Source organism: Bacillus sp. FSL P2-0099, from assembly GCF_038007445.1.
Classification (GTDB): Bacteria; Bacillota; Bacilli; order Bacillales; family Bacillaceae_G; genus Bacillus_A; species Bacillus_A mycoides.
The window spans coordinates 2,995,586-3,010,116 of the sequence record NZ_JBBOXE010000001.1 but is presented as its reverse complement, the minus strand read 5'-3'; the positions used below and the strand labels follow the sequence as shown (position 1 = coordinate 3,010,116).

Sequence of the window (14,531 nt, the reverse complement as noted above, 5' to 3'; positions counted from 1 at the left end):
AACGAGAAGGAGATAGGATGAGTATAAATAAAACGGCAGTTAAGACAATGGATATTTTAGAGTTGTTTTATGAGCATGAGGAGCTAAGTTTGACAGAGATGGTTCAGCTTACGAATATGCCGAAAACATCTGTTTATCGTTTAATTGGTTCGTTAGAAGAAATGGACTTTTTACAAAAAACAGAAAAGGGAAAGTATCGTCTCGGAGTCGTTTTTTTACGATTTGGTCAACTTGTTTCACAACGGTTATCCGTAAGAAATATCGCGATTCCTTATATGAAAGAGCTTAGGGATAGTTTAGGGCAGGCAGTAAATTTAATTATTCAAGATGGTAATGACGCAATTTACGTTGAGAAGATGGAGGGAGTTCAGCCAGTACGTGTTTATACGGCGGTTGGAAGAAGGGCACCACTGTATGCGGGTGCATGTCCTAGAATTTTACTATCGTATTTTTCTGAGGAAGAGAAAAGAAAGTACGTAGAGGAAACGGATTTAAAGCAGTTTGCAGATGGAACAATCGTGAATAAGGAGCATTTGTTAGAAGTATTACATATGGCGAAAAAAGAAGGGTACACAATTAGCTACTCTGAATTAGAAAATCATACAGCGGCTATAGCAGCTCCAATTTTTGCAAGTGATGGAACGGTTGTAGCCGGCATTAGTATTTCGGGATTAGCAATTGAGTATAGCGAAAGTAACATTTCATATTTTACTGCGAAAGTGAAAGAAACAGCATACCGCATTTCGAAAGAACTCGGCTTTTTGGCATAGAAAGAGGGAGTGGGATGAAATTTTCTGCGTTAGGGGATCAAGCAATTATTGTTACATTTGGTGAAGAAATTGGGATGGATATATATGAAAAAGTGCAACGGTTATTTCAAGCGCTAAGGCGGCATCCATTTGCAGGAATGGTTGAATGCGTTCCGTCGTTTACTTCATTAGCGGTGTACTACAATTTGTACGAAGTATGGATGAAAAATGATAGAAATATAAGACCATATGATTACGTTTGCCAGTATATACGGGAGCTGTCTGATTCATATAAAGAAGAAGTGAACCGAGATGTGAAACATATTTCTATACCAGTGTGTTACGGGGGAGAATATGGACCAGATTTAGAAGAGGTTGCGCATTATCAAGGATTACAAGTAGAGGATGTTATTCGAATACATAGTGAAACAACATATTTCGTGTATATGTTAGGTTTTACACCTGGGTTCCCGTATTTAGGCGGATTACCGAAAGAACTAGAAACACCTAGAAAAGAAACACCTAGGTTACAAATTGCTCCTGGTTCAGTAGGTATTGGCGGAAATCAAACAGGTATTTATCCGCTAGAAACACCAGGAGGCTGGAATATTATCGGCCGAACACCTATTTCTCTGTTTAATCCAAAAGAAGAAACACCAACATATATTCAAAGTGGTATGTATTTACGGTTTATACCAATAACAAAGGAAGAGTACGTATCGCTTGAGGGGGCTAAAGAATGGATGTAGAGGTTTTGCATGCAGGAATGTTTACAACAGTCCAAGATTTAGGACGATCTCATTATCAACAATACGGTGTACCTGTTGGCGGGGCTATGGATAAAAATGCGCTCAGGATGATTAATATGTTAGTAGGTAATGAGGAGAATGAGGCTGGACTCGAAATTACAATAATGGGACCTAAATTGTTAATCAAGAAAACGACTTTGCTCGCGATTGGCGGTGCGGATATGGAACCGTTGTTAAATGGAGAACGCATTCCATTATGGCGCCCTATATTAGCTGAAGAAGGAAGCATGCTTTGTCTCGGAAAAGCGAAAAGCGGTTGCAGGGCGTATGTGACTTTTGCGGGTGGTATAAATATTGATCGTACGATGGGAAGTAAAAGTACTTACATACGTGCTGCTCTTGGCGGTATTGAAGGGAGAATGCTGAAAAAAGGAGATTATTTTCAAATTGGTACAGGGGCAGAAGTTGCAAGTCGTTTCATTCAAAATTTACAAGAAGAAAAGCGTATAAAAAAGAAGTGGGCAATTTGTAACAATGCTTTACCAAAATATAAGAAGTATCCTATTCTTCGCGTCATAACAGACTTTGAATATGATCAATTTACAGAAGAAAGTATAAAGTCGTTTTTTTCGAAAGAGTATAAAGTGTCCAATTATGCTGATCGCATGGGATATAGGCTTGACGGAGATGTTTTAAATAGAGTTGAAGAGATAGAAATTTTATCGAGCCCAGTTACATTCGGAACAATTCAAGTACCAAATGGTGGACAGCCTATTATATTAATGGCGGATAGACAAACGACAGGTGGTTATCCGAGAATTGGAAATGTAATTTCAGTAGATTTACCTCTTCTAGCGCAGCTGAAACCAGGAGACTATGTAACTTTTGAAAAAATAACTATGGAAGAAGCTGCACAATTATATATAAAGCAGGAAACAAGTATGAGTCTATTAAAGAAATTCATCGCTTTACGAAGCTGAGATTAGGAGGAAAACATCGTGACTACGATCGATTTAAACTGTGATTTAGGAGAAAGTTTTGGAGCTTATAAAATGGGGAATGATGATGAAATTCTTCCGTTCGTTTCCTCTATAAACGTTGCTTGTGGTTTTCATGCTGGTGATCCGTCCGTTATGAGGCAAACGGTTGAAAAAGCTCTGCAGCAAAATGTAGCAATAGGGGCACACCCTGGATTTCCTGATTTAATTGGATTTGGAAGAAGGAACATGCATGTTTCAGCAAGTGAAGTATACGATTATGTTTTATATCAAATTGGCGCATTAGAAGGATTTGTTAAAGCTGCTGGAGGGAAAATGCAGCATGTAAAACCGCACGGTGCCTTATATAATATGGCGGCAACTAATTCGGAAATTGCAGATGCAATCGCAAAGGCAATTTATCATATTAACCCTGGATTATTACTTTACGGATTAGCGAATAGTGAGGCGTTTATAAAGGCAACAGAAAAATATAATATAACTCTCGTACAAGAAGCTTTTGCTGATCGCACGTATAAGCAGGATGGAACTTTAACGAGCCGTACAGAAGAAAATGCTCTTATAAAAAATGAAGATGAAGCAATAAAACAAGTACTTCAAATGGTGAAGGAAGGGTATGTAGAAGCAGTTAATGGAGGAAAAGTAGCAGTTCAAGCGCAAACGATATGTTTACACGGGGATGGAGAGAAAGCAGTCCAATTTGCGGAAAAAATATACAGAACATTCAAACTCAATGGCATTTCTATATGCGCATCAAATAAAGTGAAACTTTAATTAGCGGGATTAAAAATGAGAGGAAGTGTTAAAATTGATTAAATTAATTGGGATACTACTTGTTGCAGTTGGGTTTTTATTTAGACTAAATACACTGTTAGTAGTAATGGTTGCGGGTATTGTTACTGGTATGGTTTCAGGCTTAAGTTTTTATGATGTGATTAGCATGTTCGGTAAATTTTTCATAGAAAACAGATATATGTCTATGCCAATCATATTAACTTTACCGGTAATCGGAATTTTAGAGCGTTATGGTTTAAAAGAAAGAGCAGAAGCACTTATAACGAAATCAAAAGGAGCAACAACTGGAAGAGTATTAATGTCATATTTTACGATAAGAGAATCATCAGCAGCACTTGGACTGAATATTGGTGGGCATGCACAAACGGTAAGACCGCTTGTTGCGCCGATGGCAGAAGGGGCTGCGCAAGGTAAATATGGTAAACTCCCTGAAAAATTGAGAGAAAAAATTAAAGCAAATGCAGCAGCTGCGGAAAACACAGCTTGGTTTTTCGGAGAAGATATTTTTATCGCAACTGGTGCCATTTTATTAATGAAAGGGTTCTTCGATTCAGTAGGTATGCATGTCGGTGTATGGGATATGGCGCTTTGGGGCATTCCAACTGCGATATCTGCCCTTATTGTGAGCTGGATCAGGTTTAGAAGGTTTGATAAGTATATAGAGAAAACAATGAAAGCAGAAGAAAAACAAGAGAAGGAGGCTATATAAGATGAACATCATAACAATGGATACAATTTATTATGTATTAGGTATAATCGTTGCATTTATCGCCGTTCGTATTGCATTTGATCGTGAACATCCAAACCGATTCGGTTCTAGTTTATTTTGGGCATTGTTTGCAGTTACATTTTTATTCGGAAATGTAATCCCTTCGTTTTATGTTGGCTGTATTGTGCTTGTTATGGTTGTTTTGGCTTCATTAAATAAAGTAACAAAATCCGAGGAGAAAGAAGTACCAGTACAAGAACGTGTGAAACATGCTGAGAAATTAAAAAATAAAATTTTTATGCCTGCAATATTAATACCTATTTTTACAATTATCGGAACGTTAACGTTAGGAAAAATCAAATGGGGAAATGTCGCCCTTGTTGATCCAGATAAAGTAACATTAGTTGCATTAGCGTTAGGAGCATTACTCGCATTCATTGCGGCGATGCGTATTACAAAATCAAAAATAACAACGCCTGTTCAAGAAGGAAGTAGGTTACTACAAGCAGTTGGTTGGGCAGTTATTTTACCACAAATGTTAGCAGCACTTGGCGGTATTTTCGCGAAGTCTGGCGTGGGACAAGTTGTTTCAGATTTAGTCGGACAAGTGTTACCGACAGAGTATCCATTCGTTGCTGTTATGGCGTATTGTTTAGGAATGATGCTCTTTACAGTCGTAATGGGGAATGCCTTCGCGGCGTTTGCAGTAATTACTGGCGGAATTGGCTTACCTTTAATTGTACAAATGCACGGAGGGAATCCAGCTATTATGGCAGCACTCGGTATGTTTGCTGGATATTGCGGAACGCTGCTTACTCCAATGGCGGCAAACTTTAATATTGTTCCGGCGATGCTTTTAGAATTGAAAGATAAAAATGCAGTCATTAAAGCGCAAGTACCAATTGCTCTTTCAATTTTTATCATAAATATGTTTATAATGTACGGCCTTGTATATCGTTTCTAATTAGGAGAGTGAAACTATGAAAACAGTATTAGTAACAGGATTTGATCCGTTCGGGGGAGAAAGTATCAACCCAGCTTGGGAAGTCGCAAAAAGTTTGCATGAAAAAACAATCGGAGAGTACAAGATTATTAGTAAACAAGTTCCAACCGTATTTCATAAATCAATAAGAGTATTAAAAGAGTATATAGAAGAGTTGTCGCCTGAAATGATTATATGTATTGGACAAGCTGGGGGCAGACCAGATATTACGATAGAGCGTGTAGCAATTAATATTGATGATGCAAGAATTGCTGATAATGAAGGGAATCAGCCGGTGGATATGCCGGTTGTAGAAGAAGGCCCTATTGCGTATTGGTCTACACTTCCGATGAAAGCAATCGTGAAAAAACTTCGCGAAGAAGGTATACCGTCATCTGTTTCACAAACTGCAGGTACATTCGTTTGTAATCATTTATTCTATGGACTCATGCACGAACTAGAGAAGAACGATAAGAAAATAAAAGGCGGATTTGTTCATATTCCGTTCTTACCAGAACAAGCGAGCAACTATCCAGGTCAACCGAGTATGTCACTTTCTACTATTAGTAAAGGTATAGAATTGGCAATTGAGGTAGCGATGGAAGTTGAGGTGGATATTGTGGAAATTGGGGGTACGACGCATTAAATAGTAGTAGATTAAAGAGGGCTGATGCAGCCCTCTTTGTGTGTTTGTATTTTGTAATTGAAGATGCAGTATAGAATATAAAGGGAAAGGTTGCAATGGGAGTATTCTAACAAATATGGAATTGTTCCAAATAAAAGGGAACTTTTTAAATAGTTTCTTAATGATGTAGAATTTTCGTCTATATGAATGGATAAAAAGTTAAGTTCTGATAAACTCAAAGACATACAAAGTAATGATTTTAAAATGGTGTGATAAAAATATCACACCATTTTTATGTAAAACAAACAGAGTGAATTTTTTTCCATTAGTAAAGTATAACTGGGTAAGAGATAATCATCAGAATTGTTAATTGTACTATGATTTTTCAAAACTGATAAATTTAAATATAAGTACGGTAAGAATGCGATGTTTATCTAACTTTTACAAAAAAGAGTAACCCATTTGGCTACTCTTCACATAGAAACTTGTATTTGTTCATTTCAATAAGAGACCGTTATTGAAGTCCCTTCATGAAATTTTGGATTTTTGATGATAATGTAAACAGCAGGATGCTAACTAAAATGGAGATAGCACCAATAATACCAAAGTAAATTGCTTCTGTTGCAGGATTATACAGTTTAACAACTTGGGCATTTATTGCTTGCGCAGACGCAGTTGATAAGAACCATAAGCTCATGGTTTGCGAAGAGAAAGCAGCTGGAGCCAGCTTCGTCGTTATTGATAACCCTGAAGGAGATAAACAAACTTCTCCAATTACAATTAAAAAGAAGCTAAGGACTAACCACATAGGATTCACTAAAGAGTGAGTACCGTTGATTAAAGCCGGAATAATCATAACTAAGAATGATAAACCTGCAAATAGCAATCCAATAGCGAATTTTTTTGCCGTTGAAGGCTGCTTCTTGCCTAACTTTATCCAAACCCATGCAAAAATCGGGGCAAGCGTTACGATAAAGATTGGACTTAATGATTGGAACCAAGCGGAATGCAATGTAATTCCATTGAACTGTAATTGAGTTCGTTGATCCGCGTATGTCGCTAAGATAATAGCACCTTGTTCTTGTATAGACCAAAATATTGTAGCTGCAATAAAGAGTGGTATATACGCAAGAAGACGAGATTGCTCTACTTTTGTTGTTTTAGGACTACGATACATATAAATGAAATAATAGGTTGGAATAACAATCCCTAAGATACTAATCAGGAATGTAAAACGATTTATAGTTAACAACCCAGTTGGAATTGTAACCACACCTAGCAATGTTAATACAACTAGACCAACACTGAAATACTTAATAGTCTTTTTTCTTTCCGAATCTGATAATGGATTAGGTACTTGCGTACCGACTAGACCAAGGTTTTTCTGTTTTGTTCCAACAAATACCCCTAACCCAATTGCCATACCAATTGCCGCAACTCCAAAACCAAGGTGGAAATTATATTGCTGACCTAATGTTCCGACAACTAAAGGTGCAAGTAAGGCACCTAAGTTAATACCCATGTAGAATATACTGAACCCTGAGTCACGACGCGCATCTGTTTCACTGTATAAACTTCCTACGATGTTCGATATGTTAGGCTTTAACAACCCTGTTCCTAGAACTAAGAAGACCATAGAGATAAATAACGCACTTTTACTACCCGGTAAAGCTAAAATAAGATGGCCAATCATAATTAAAACGCCACCAAAGAATACGGTTTTACTTGGACCAAATAAACGATCCGATATCCATCCACCGATAATACTAGACATGAACAGTAAGGAACCGTAAATTGCCATTATCGAGGTTGCGGTAGATTGTTCAATTCCTAATCCACCTTTTGCGACTGAATAGTACATATAATACAGTAAAATAGCTCTCATTCCGTAATGAGAAAATCTTTCCCAAAACTCAGTGAAGAATAAAGAGAATAATCCTTTTGGATGCCCAAAAAATCCTGTTTGAGGAATACTTTGAACAAGTTCGTTTTTTTCTTTCATAATGTTAATATTACCCCTTGTTAATTTTTTATATTATACAAGTATAACTTAAGAGGCTCCCAGTAGTCCATAACTATCTAAGCCTACCGATGAAGAAAAGCAGCCTTCTGGCTGCTTTCTAAATGATAACTTTATTTTAATTGAACAGTAGTTATCTTTGAAACTTTAATTACACCCAAAAAAGTTGGGGGTTAATTCATGCAATGAAGTAAGTAAAATGAATTGTACAACAACTATTGTAAACAACTGGTATAATAAGTTTAGGAATATACTTAGAGGTGATTTTTGTGCAATTTGAAGAAGTACGTTCAATTTTAGAAAAAGCGAAGAAAATTACAGTGTTAACAGGTGCTGGTGCAAGTACGGAAAGTGGTATCCCAGATTTTCGTTCAGCAAATGGATTATATGCTGATGCGAATGTAGAGATGTATTTGTCGAGAGGCTATTATAATAGAAATCCGAAAGAGTTTTGGAAGCATTATAAAGAAATCTTTCAAATTAATACGTTTCATCAATATAAACCAAATCGAGGGCATCACTTTTTAGCGGAGCTAGAAGAACAAGGGAAAGACATAACGATTTTAACGCAAAATATTGATGGTTTGCATCAAGTAGGTGGTAGTAAACATGTAATTGATTTACATGGAACACTTCAAACTGCACATTGTCCGAAGTGTAAAACGGGATATGATTTACAATATATGATTGATCATGAAGTACCGCGTTGCGGGAAGTGTAATTTCATTCTAAACCCAGATGTTGTTTTATACGGAGATACGTTACCACAATATCAAAATGCAATAAAACGTTTATATGAAACAGATGTACTTCTCGTAATGGGAACGTCATTAAAAGTGCAACCTGTCGCTTCATTCCCAGAAATCGCAAAGAGAGAAATAGGCGCAACAACAATTTTAGTAAATGAAGAGTTAACAGGGCAAGAATACAATTTTGATTTTGTTTTTCAAAATAAGATTGGTGAATTTGCCAAAGGGTTATCTTCGATTAAATAAGTTTTTGTTTTCGTAAAGAAACTGAGGTGAATGATGTCCACCTCAGTTTTTTTGTATGAATTATATTCATGTTATTGCGTATAAGGGGAATGGTAATAAATAGGATGAAAAAATCGAAAACTGAAAATTAAATCTTTTATTTCTTTTGTAATTAATATAAAATTCTATATATAGCATATAAATAAATTTAATACATAATGGTTCATGCGTAGAAATGTTAATAGAATGAAGCGAGGGAGCAAAATGAGACAGAAAAAGGAGAAACAGAAACAGTCGAAAAAGAAAAAGACTCATATTCCATTTCGGTTAAATGTACTATTTTTTATCGTTTTTCTTTTATTTTCAGCTATTATTATTCAATTAGGTAAAGTACAAATCATCGACGGAGAAACGTATCGAAATGAAGTGAATAAAAAGGAAGATATAACGGTGAGTACTCCAGTTCCGAGAGGGAAGATGTTTGACCGGGAAGGGAAAGTTATTGTAAATAATAAACCGTTACGAACTGTTACATATACGAAGATGAAAGGAGTGGACTCAAAAGAGGTTTTAATAGTGGCAAGAAATTTAGCAAAGCTAATTGAAATGCCGCAAGAAGATATGGACAAGTTAACAGAGACAGATAAAAAAGATTTTTGGATGCAGTTAAATGAAAAACGTGCAGCAACAAAAGTAACGAAAGAAGATGAGAGTAAATTTAGGAAACAGGAAATAGAAGGGAAAGACTTAGATAAGAAAGTAGAAGAGTTGAGACGAGAAAGAATTACACAAGAAGAATTAAACGAGCTTTCGAAAGAGGATATAGAAGTACTAGCAATTAAAAGCAAAATGAATGCGGGATATAAAATGACGCCACAAATCGTCAAAAAAGATGTAAGTCAAAATGAATATGCAGTAGTGAGTGAAGGATTATCGAGCTTGCCAGGCGTAGATACGACTGTGGATTGGGAGCGCGAATATCCAAATGACAAAATACTACGTTCTGTACTTGGTAGTGTTTCTACTGAGAATGAGGGATTACCAAGGGAGCAATTAGACTATTATTTAGTGCGAGATTATAACCGAAATGATCGTATTGGTAAGAGTTACATCGAAAAACAATACGAAGATGTGTTACATGGAACGAAAGAACAGTCTAAAAATATTACGGATAAAGCTGGAAATATTATTCGGACTGAAAAAGTGACAAAAGGAAAAAGTGGAAATAATTTAATGTTAACAGTTGATATGGATTTACAGAAAAAGGTGGAGGAAAGTCTTGAAAGGAATTTAAGGGCATTTCATTCTTCTGAACCGATGATGGATCGTGCATTCGTCGTTATGATGAATCCGAAAAATGGTCAAATTCTATCATTAGCAGGAAAGAAAATTGTAAATAAAGATGGCGGGATGCAAATAGAAGACTACGCTTTAGGAACGATGATAAGTTCTTACGAGTTAGGATCAACGGTGAAAGGAGCTACGGTATTAGCGGGATATCAAACAGAAGCTATTAAGCCATATACGCATTTCTTTGATGCACCAATGTACTTTAAAGGAAGTTCGAAGCCGAAGAAATCGTGGAAAGACTTTGGAGATATTGATGATTTAAGAGCATTGCAAGTTTCATCCAATGTCTACATGTTTAATACGGCGTTAAAGATTGCGGGGATTGATTATGTACCAAACAATCCGTTAGATATTAGGCAAGAAACATTCAATAAAATGCGCTATTACTTTAGACAATTTGGTTTAGGTGTACCAACCGGTATTGACCTTCCAAATGAATCGATTGGTCAAATGGGTAGAACAGATAATATACCTGGTTTTTTACTTGACTATGCCATTGGACAATATGATACATATACGCCGCTTCAGCTTGCGCAATATATGTCAACGATTGCAAATGGTGGTTACCGAATGAAACCACAAATTGTACAAGAAATTAGAGAGCAACCGAATAGACCAGAGGAAGTCGGGAAAGTTATGCAATCGATGGAACCAGTCGTGTTAAATCGAGTGGATATGGATCTTTCATATATAAATCATGTGAAAGAAGGGTTTAGAAGAGTTTTCCAAGAGGTAGATGGGACCGGTGCTGGAACTTTTAAAGGTTTACCGTATAAACCGGCTGGGAAAACAGGAACAGCAGAAACAGTGTACGGTGGAGAAAGTGATATTGGAAGAGATGAAAACAACTATCGAAAAAAATGTTATAATTTAACTCTCGCCGGGTATGCGCCATATGATGCTGATCCGGAAGTTGCTTTTTCTGTTGTTGTGCCATGGGTAAATAATGATAAATCAGGTATTAATTCTGCAATTGGTAAAGAGGTTTTGGATGCATATTTTGATTTAAAAACGCAGAGATCGGGTGTAAGTCCAGTCCCAGTAACACAATAGCCGAGTAAGGCACAGTAAAAAATTCAAATTGTAGTATATCACTGCGCAAATGAACAGGTGCAGTGATATATTTTTGAGTTAAAAAGTGTTTTGATAAGGTGGGAATGGATATGAAAGAGGAGAATAAGAGAGGTTGGGGAAAGTACATACTATTTATATTTGTCCTAGTAGTAACGTACCAGTCTTTCACTTTATGTAAAGTGGAAGGAAAATCAATGCAGCCAACTTTACATGAAGAAGACTACGTATTTGTAAATAAAGCTACGGTACATTTTTCTAGCTTACAGCACGGAGAAATCGTCATTATTAAGGAAGAGGATGAGTCGAAATATTATGTGAAACGTGTAATAGGGCTTCCTGGTGACATAATTAACATAACGAATGGAACTGTATACGTAAATGACAAAAAGCAAGATGAACCTTATATAAATAAAGATTTATATAACAATACACAAGTGTTTTATAATTTTCAAAAGACAAAGATTCCGCCAAATAAGTTATTTGTAATGGGAGACAATCGTGAACAAAGTAAGGATAGTCGAAATGGTTTAGGATATATTGAAGAAGATAATATAATAGGAAAAGTGGAATTTGTGTACTATCCTTTTTCGAAAATGAAAATCATAAAATAAGTGGGGATTCACAAAACCCCACTTATTAAAGTTTCACTTTATCTTCTTTAAAAAACCTTTTGGATTAAATGATATGAAAAACTTATGTTTAGATTCATCGATTATGAAATTGCTATTTTTAGTTAAAAACTCTTCCACAGCTTCCATTGGGCCAGGTCCCCAATCAGGAAGGAGAGGATTTCCGTTAATACTTGTATCTTCTACAATAATGTAACTGCCAGTGGTTACAATAGATTTATAAAGTAAGAGTTCTTTCGATACATGTTCTTTACTATGATCAGAATCTAAAATAACTAAAATCACATCATCAGGTTTGCGCATACTTAATATTGATTGGACGGCCTGTACAGAAACAGATGAAGCTGTTAAATACGTAATTCGATTATGGGATGGCCGATTTGGTTGCGGAGTTATATCGATAGTAAGTACGTGACCTTTTCCAATTAAATCTAACATAGAAGCTAAAAACAGTGCACTACCACCGTGAAAAGTTCCGCATTCAATAATTAAATCAGGCTTTAATTCGTATAATATTTCTTGATATAAAAAGAGATCAGAAGGAAGTTTGCAGATTGGAACCCCGAACCAGTGTGTACCATGTAACCAAACGTTGCTGTCGTAATATTGTTTTAGAAATTCGCTACTAATGTTATCGATTTTGAATTCTCCTTTCTAAAAAGGATTCTTTCATACGTAAAGAGTTTACGTATGAAAGTTGTACTATATATTATGTGGTAAGGGATTATAAGGCGAGTGTTTTCACGTGAAAATAAGCCAAATAACACATGTGGAAAATGAATTGCTTGCAAAAGAAGATGTAAATGAAAGGAAATGATCGTATGTATAAGTACACAATTTGCTTCATTAGAAAAGGAGATAGAATACTTTTACTAAATAGAAACAAGAAGCCGACAATGGGAATGTGGAATGGTGTCGGAGGGAAAATAGAAGAGTATGAAACGCCATACGAAGGAGTCATTAGAGAAACCTTTGAGGAAACAGGAATAGAGCTTCCAAGTGTAACGTATAAAGGGAATGTTAGTTTTAAAGTTAAAGACGAACCTTTGGGTAGTGAGGGAATGTATGTATTCCTAGCTGATTTACCAGATGGAGTACATATTGATACGCCAGTAAGCACTCATGAAGGTATATTAGAATGGAAGTCAATTGATTGGATATTAGATGGTGATAATAGAGGTGTAGTTAGCAATTTGCAAAGATATTTACCAAGAGTATTAAAAGAAGAAAACAATTTAGAGCATACATTCACATATGATAACCGGAATATTATTGATTACACAACTACACTTTTGACAGAAGATGATACGAAAAAACGATATGAAAAACATCTCATTTCTCAATAGGATAAGATGTGTTAAAATAATAAGAAAAAGCCAAGTCCTTTATTGGGACTTGGCTTTTTTGTAGGGAATGCTAATTCAAATTTTACTCTACATAATTTGCTTTAATAATAAAGCGGTGTTGCTTCACATCGAAATATCCTTTTTGCAAGATGATCTCATGTATGCGATATAATTCCTCGTTATAGCTTTCTACTGTAAAATCAGGAATTTGCCACGGAATTGCTTGCAAGTAATAGACAACAGCACCGACATCATAAAAACGCTGAAGAGGGAATTCTTCTTTCGCTTCTAAAATAGTAAATCCATTTTGTTCTAATTCACTACATGCCGTTTCGAGTGACCAACTTGAAAATTCGCTATTCAGCGGTGTGCCAAACTGCTCATTCAGTTCCGCACAATCAAGACCACCGACTTGTTGTGTAAGAAATGTTCCATTGATGGAAAGACTTCTTTTCACTTCAGAAGCAGAATAGGATTCATGTTGATTCACAATTAAATCAAACTGACCATCTTGAAATGGTAAAGCAGTATCATCAGTCACTTCTACGACTATAACTCCTAAAGGTTCTAATTTCTTTCGTGCAATTGGGACATTCGGAGCATAGCCCTCAGTCGCATAAATAGTTGACGGGAACGGTTGTAACATAGATAAAAACTCTCCGCCACCAGTCCCCATATCTAGCATTGATTTTGCACGTTGCATAAGCTGGAAAGCAGTGCTACCGTATGACCATGATAGGGGCTCGCTATTCATACGGCCAGTTTCTGAAATGAAAGAGAAATCCCAGCCGCTAAAGTTAGTCTTTGCACTTTCTAATAGTGCTGAAAATAATGGATCACGTTTCATATTGTTGTCCTCCTATTTCGTTAATAAATGATATAGTAAGAAAAGAAAAAGGGAGGACCTCTTATTAAAGTGGAACGGTTTTATGTTTCGTGTTCGAATAGATTCATATAAATTAGCTCCTTACGAGAATGGTTATTTATATATTCGGGAGTATCGAGTGAAAATCCTTTGAAATTATAGGGGAAGGCAGTTGTTTAATGAAAAATTGGATGGAGTTTACAGACAAAGAGTACGACCAAATATGGGATAGGGTATATAGTGATTTTGAGTTTTCGCCAAGTCCCTTTATAACATATGATATTTCTCATTACTTCAGAGAGTCGGTAGATTTAGATGTATATGACGACCTGGAAGAAAAAGCATTACTAGTTTTTAAAGAGAATACGGTATCGAATGAATATATAATGGCACTTGATTGGCAACATGAATGTTACTGGGTAAATCCACATTTAAAGTTTGATAGAAATGAATTTGATGAGTGGACAATCCCGATTTTTCCAAATGGAGATTATTATTTCTTTATTCAGAAGGACTTTAAGTGGGGCTATTTAGGGCATCCGTGGGAGGAGAGTATAACGATATTTGGAAAAGAATTAATAGATGCTTTTGATCAACATAAACCGGAAATATTTCATAAGATTTTAAGGCAGGGTTAATGTTTAAAAAAGAAAAAACGTTTATACT

General features: G+C 36.0%; 15 protein-coding genes. 12 read left to right on the top strand and 3 right to left on the bottom strand.

Annotation, left to right across the window (positions count from 1 at the left end; translation table 11 throughout):
• Positions 1–17: 17 nt before the first annotated feature.
• From MKY90_RS15455 to pcp, 7 genes are read left to right on the top strand one after another with little or no spacing between them, the layout of a single operon-like run.
• Positions 18–770 (top strand): IclR family transcriptional regulator, encoded by a 753-nt coding sequence (locus MKY90_RS15455; RefSeq protein ID WP_016101114.1) that lies wholly within the window; start codon positions 18–20, stop codon positions 768–770.
• 14 nt (positions 771–784) lie between these two features.
• Complete coding sequence (gene pxpB / locus MKY90_RS15450; RefSeq protein ID WP_078184901.1) at positions 785–1,498, top strand: 5-oxoprolinase subunit PxpB; 714 nt, start codon at positions 785–787, stop codon at positions 1,496–1,498.
• Positions 1,489–2,478 (top strand): 5-oxoprolinase subunit C family protein, encoded by a 990-nt coding sequence (locus MKY90_RS15445; RefSeq protein ID WP_016101116.1) that lies wholly within the window; start codon positions 1,489–1,491, stop codon positions 2,476–2,478. The genes pxpB and MKY90_RS15445 overlap by 10 nt, the downstream gene beginning before the upstream one ends.
• An 18-nt stretch (positions 2,479–2,496) precedes the next feature.
• Positions 2,497–3,270 (top strand): 5-oxoprolinase subunit PxpA, encoded by a 774-nt coding sequence (pxpA, locus tag MKY90_RS15440; RefSeq protein WP_016101117.1) that lies wholly within the window; start codon positions 2,497–2,499, stop codon positions 3,268–3,270.
• A 34-nt stretch (positions 3,271–3,304) separates the two neighbouring features.
• Positions 3,305–4,000, top strand: coding sequence for a DUF969 domain-containing protein (locus MKY90_RS15435; RefSeq protein WP_000593391.1), 696 nt, complete (start codon positions 3,305–3,307; stop codon positions 3,998–4,000).
• Position 4,001: 1 nt separating this feature from the next.
• On the top strand, positions 4,002–4,964 hold the full coding sequence (locus MKY90_RS15430; RefSeq protein ID WP_016101118.1) for a DUF979 domain-containing protein: 963 nt from the start codon (positions 4,002–4,004) through the stop codon (positions 4,962–4,964).
• A gap of 16 nt (positions 4,965–4,980) precedes the next feature.
• The gene (gene pcp, locus MKY90_RS15425; protein WP_016101119.1) at positions 4,981–5,628 is read left to right on the top strand and encodes a pyroglutamyl-peptidase I; all 648 of its coding nucleotides are present in this window, start codon (positions 4,981–4,983) and stop codon (positions 5,626–5,628) included.
• Between the two features lie 493 nt (positions 5,629–6,121).
• On the opposite strand, the gene MKY90_RS15420 is transcribed toward pcp, so the two are convergent.
• Positions 6,122–7,609: a peptide MFS transporter gene (locus MKY90_RS15420; RefSeq protein ID WP_016101120.1), complete on the bottom strand. Its 1,488-nt coding sequence runs from the start codon at positions 7,607–7,609 to the stop codon at positions 6,122–6,124.
• A gap of 287 nt (positions 7,610–7,896) precedes the next feature.
• Between MKY90_RS15420 and MKY90_RS15415 the strand changes: the two genes are divergently transcribed.
• From MKY90_RS15415 to lepB, 3 genes are all read left to right on the top strand, one after another.
• Positions 7,897–8,622: an NAD-dependent protein deacylase gene (locus tag MKY90_RS15415; RefSeq protein ID WP_016101121.1), complete on the top strand. Its 726-nt coding sequence runs from the start codon at positions 7,897–7,899 to the stop codon at positions 8,620–8,622.
• Positions 8,623–8,847: 225 nt separating this feature from the next.
• Positions 8,848–11,004 (top strand): peptidoglycan D,D-transpeptidase FtsI family protein, encoded by a 2,157-nt coding sequence (locus MKY90_RS15410; RefSeq protein ID WP_172796639.1) that lies wholly within the window; start codon positions 8,848–8,850, stop codon positions 11,002–11,004.
• Positions 11,005–11,114: 110 nt separating this feature from the next.
• Positions 11,115–11,636 carry a signal peptidase I gene (gene lepB / locus MKY90_RS15405; RefSeq protein WP_098168620.1) on the top strand — a complete coding sequence of 174 codons (522 nt, stop codon included), beginning with the start codon at positions 11,115–11,117 and terminating at the stop codon, positions 11,634–11,636.
• A 33-nt stretch (positions 11,637–11,669) separates the two neighbouring features.
• Here lepB and MKY90_RS15400 read toward each other — a convergent pair whose 3' ends face one another.
• Positions 11,670–12,293, bottom strand: a complete 624-nt coding sequence (locus tag MKY90_RS15400; protein WP_080118273.1) for a cephalosporin hydroxylase family protein — start codon at positions 12,291–12,293, stop codon at positions 11,670–11,672.
• A 182-nt stretch (positions 12,294–12,475) separates the two neighbouring features.
• Between MKY90_RS15400 and MKY90_RS15395 the strand changes: the two genes are divergently transcribed.
• On the top strand, positions 12,476–13,000 hold the full coding sequence (locus tag MKY90_RS15395) for an NUDIX hydrolase (RefSeq protein ID WP_061688515.1): 525 nt from the start codon (positions 12,476–12,478) through the stop codon (positions 12,998–13,000).
• 82 nt (positions 13,001–13,082) lie between these two features.
• On the opposite strand, the gene MKY90_RS15390 is transcribed toward MKY90_RS15395, so the two are convergent.
• Positions 13,083–13,847 (bottom strand): class I SAM-dependent methyltransferase, encoded by a 765-nt coding sequence (locus MKY90_RS15390; protein WP_061688494.1) that lies wholly within the window; start codon positions 13,845–13,847, stop codon positions 13,083–13,085.
• A 197-nt stretch (positions 13,848–14,044) separates the two neighbouring features.
• On the opposite strand from MKY90_RS15390, the gene MKY90_RS15385 reads away from it, so the two are divergent.
• Positions 14,045–14,503 (top strand): DUF2716 domain-containing protein, encoded by a 459-nt coding sequence (locus tag MKY90_RS15385; RefSeq protein WP_098168621.1) that lies wholly within the window; start codon positions 14,045–14,047, stop codon positions 14,501–14,503.
• Positions 14,504–14,531: the final 28 nt, after the last annotated feature.

Bases quoted from the DNA above. Each gene is read 5' to 3' on its own strand.
- MKY90_RS15420 (WP_016101120.1), bottom strand. From the start codon at position 7,609: ATGAAAGAAAAAAACGAACTTGTTCAAAGTATTCCTCAAACAGGATTT.
- MKY90_RS15385 (WP_098168621.1), top strand. From the start codon at position 14,045: ATGAAAAATTGGATGGAGTTTACAGACAAAGAGTACGACCAAATATGG.
- pcp (WP_016101119.1), top strand. From the start codon at position 4,981: ATGAAAACAGTATTAGTAACAGGATTTGATCCGTTCGGGGGAGAAAGT.
- lepB (WP_098168620.1), top strand. From the start codon at position 11,115: ATGAAAGAGGAGAATAAGAGAGGTTGGGGAAAGTACATACTATTTATA.
- MKY90_RS15430 (WP_016101118.1), top strand. From the start codon at position 4,002: ATGAACATCATAACAATGGATACAATTTATTATGTATTAGGTATAATC.
- MKY90_RS15410 (WP_172796639.1), top strand. From the start codon at position 8,848: ATGAAGCGAGGGAGCAAAATGAGACAGAAAAAGGAGAAACAGAAACAG.
- MKY90_RS15395 (WP_061688515.1), top strand. From the start codon at position 12,476: ATGTATAAGTACACAATTTGCTTCATTAGAAAAGGAGATAGAATACTT.
- MKY90_RS15455 (WP_016101114.1), top strand. From the start codon at position 18: ATGAGTATAAATAAAACGGCAGTTAAGACAATGGATATTTTAGAGTTG.
- MKY90_RS15445 (WP_016101116.1), top strand. From the start codon at position 1,489: ATGGATGTAGAGGTTTTGCATGCAGGAATGTTTACAACAGTCCAAGAT.
- MKY90_RS15390 (WP_061688494.1), bottom strand. From the start codon at position 13,847: ATGAAACGTGATCCATTATTTTCAGCACTATTAGAAAGTGCAAAGACT.
- pxpB (WP_078184901.1), top strand. From the start codon at position 785: ATGAAATTTTCTGCGTTAGGGGATCAAGCAATTATTGTTACATTTGGT.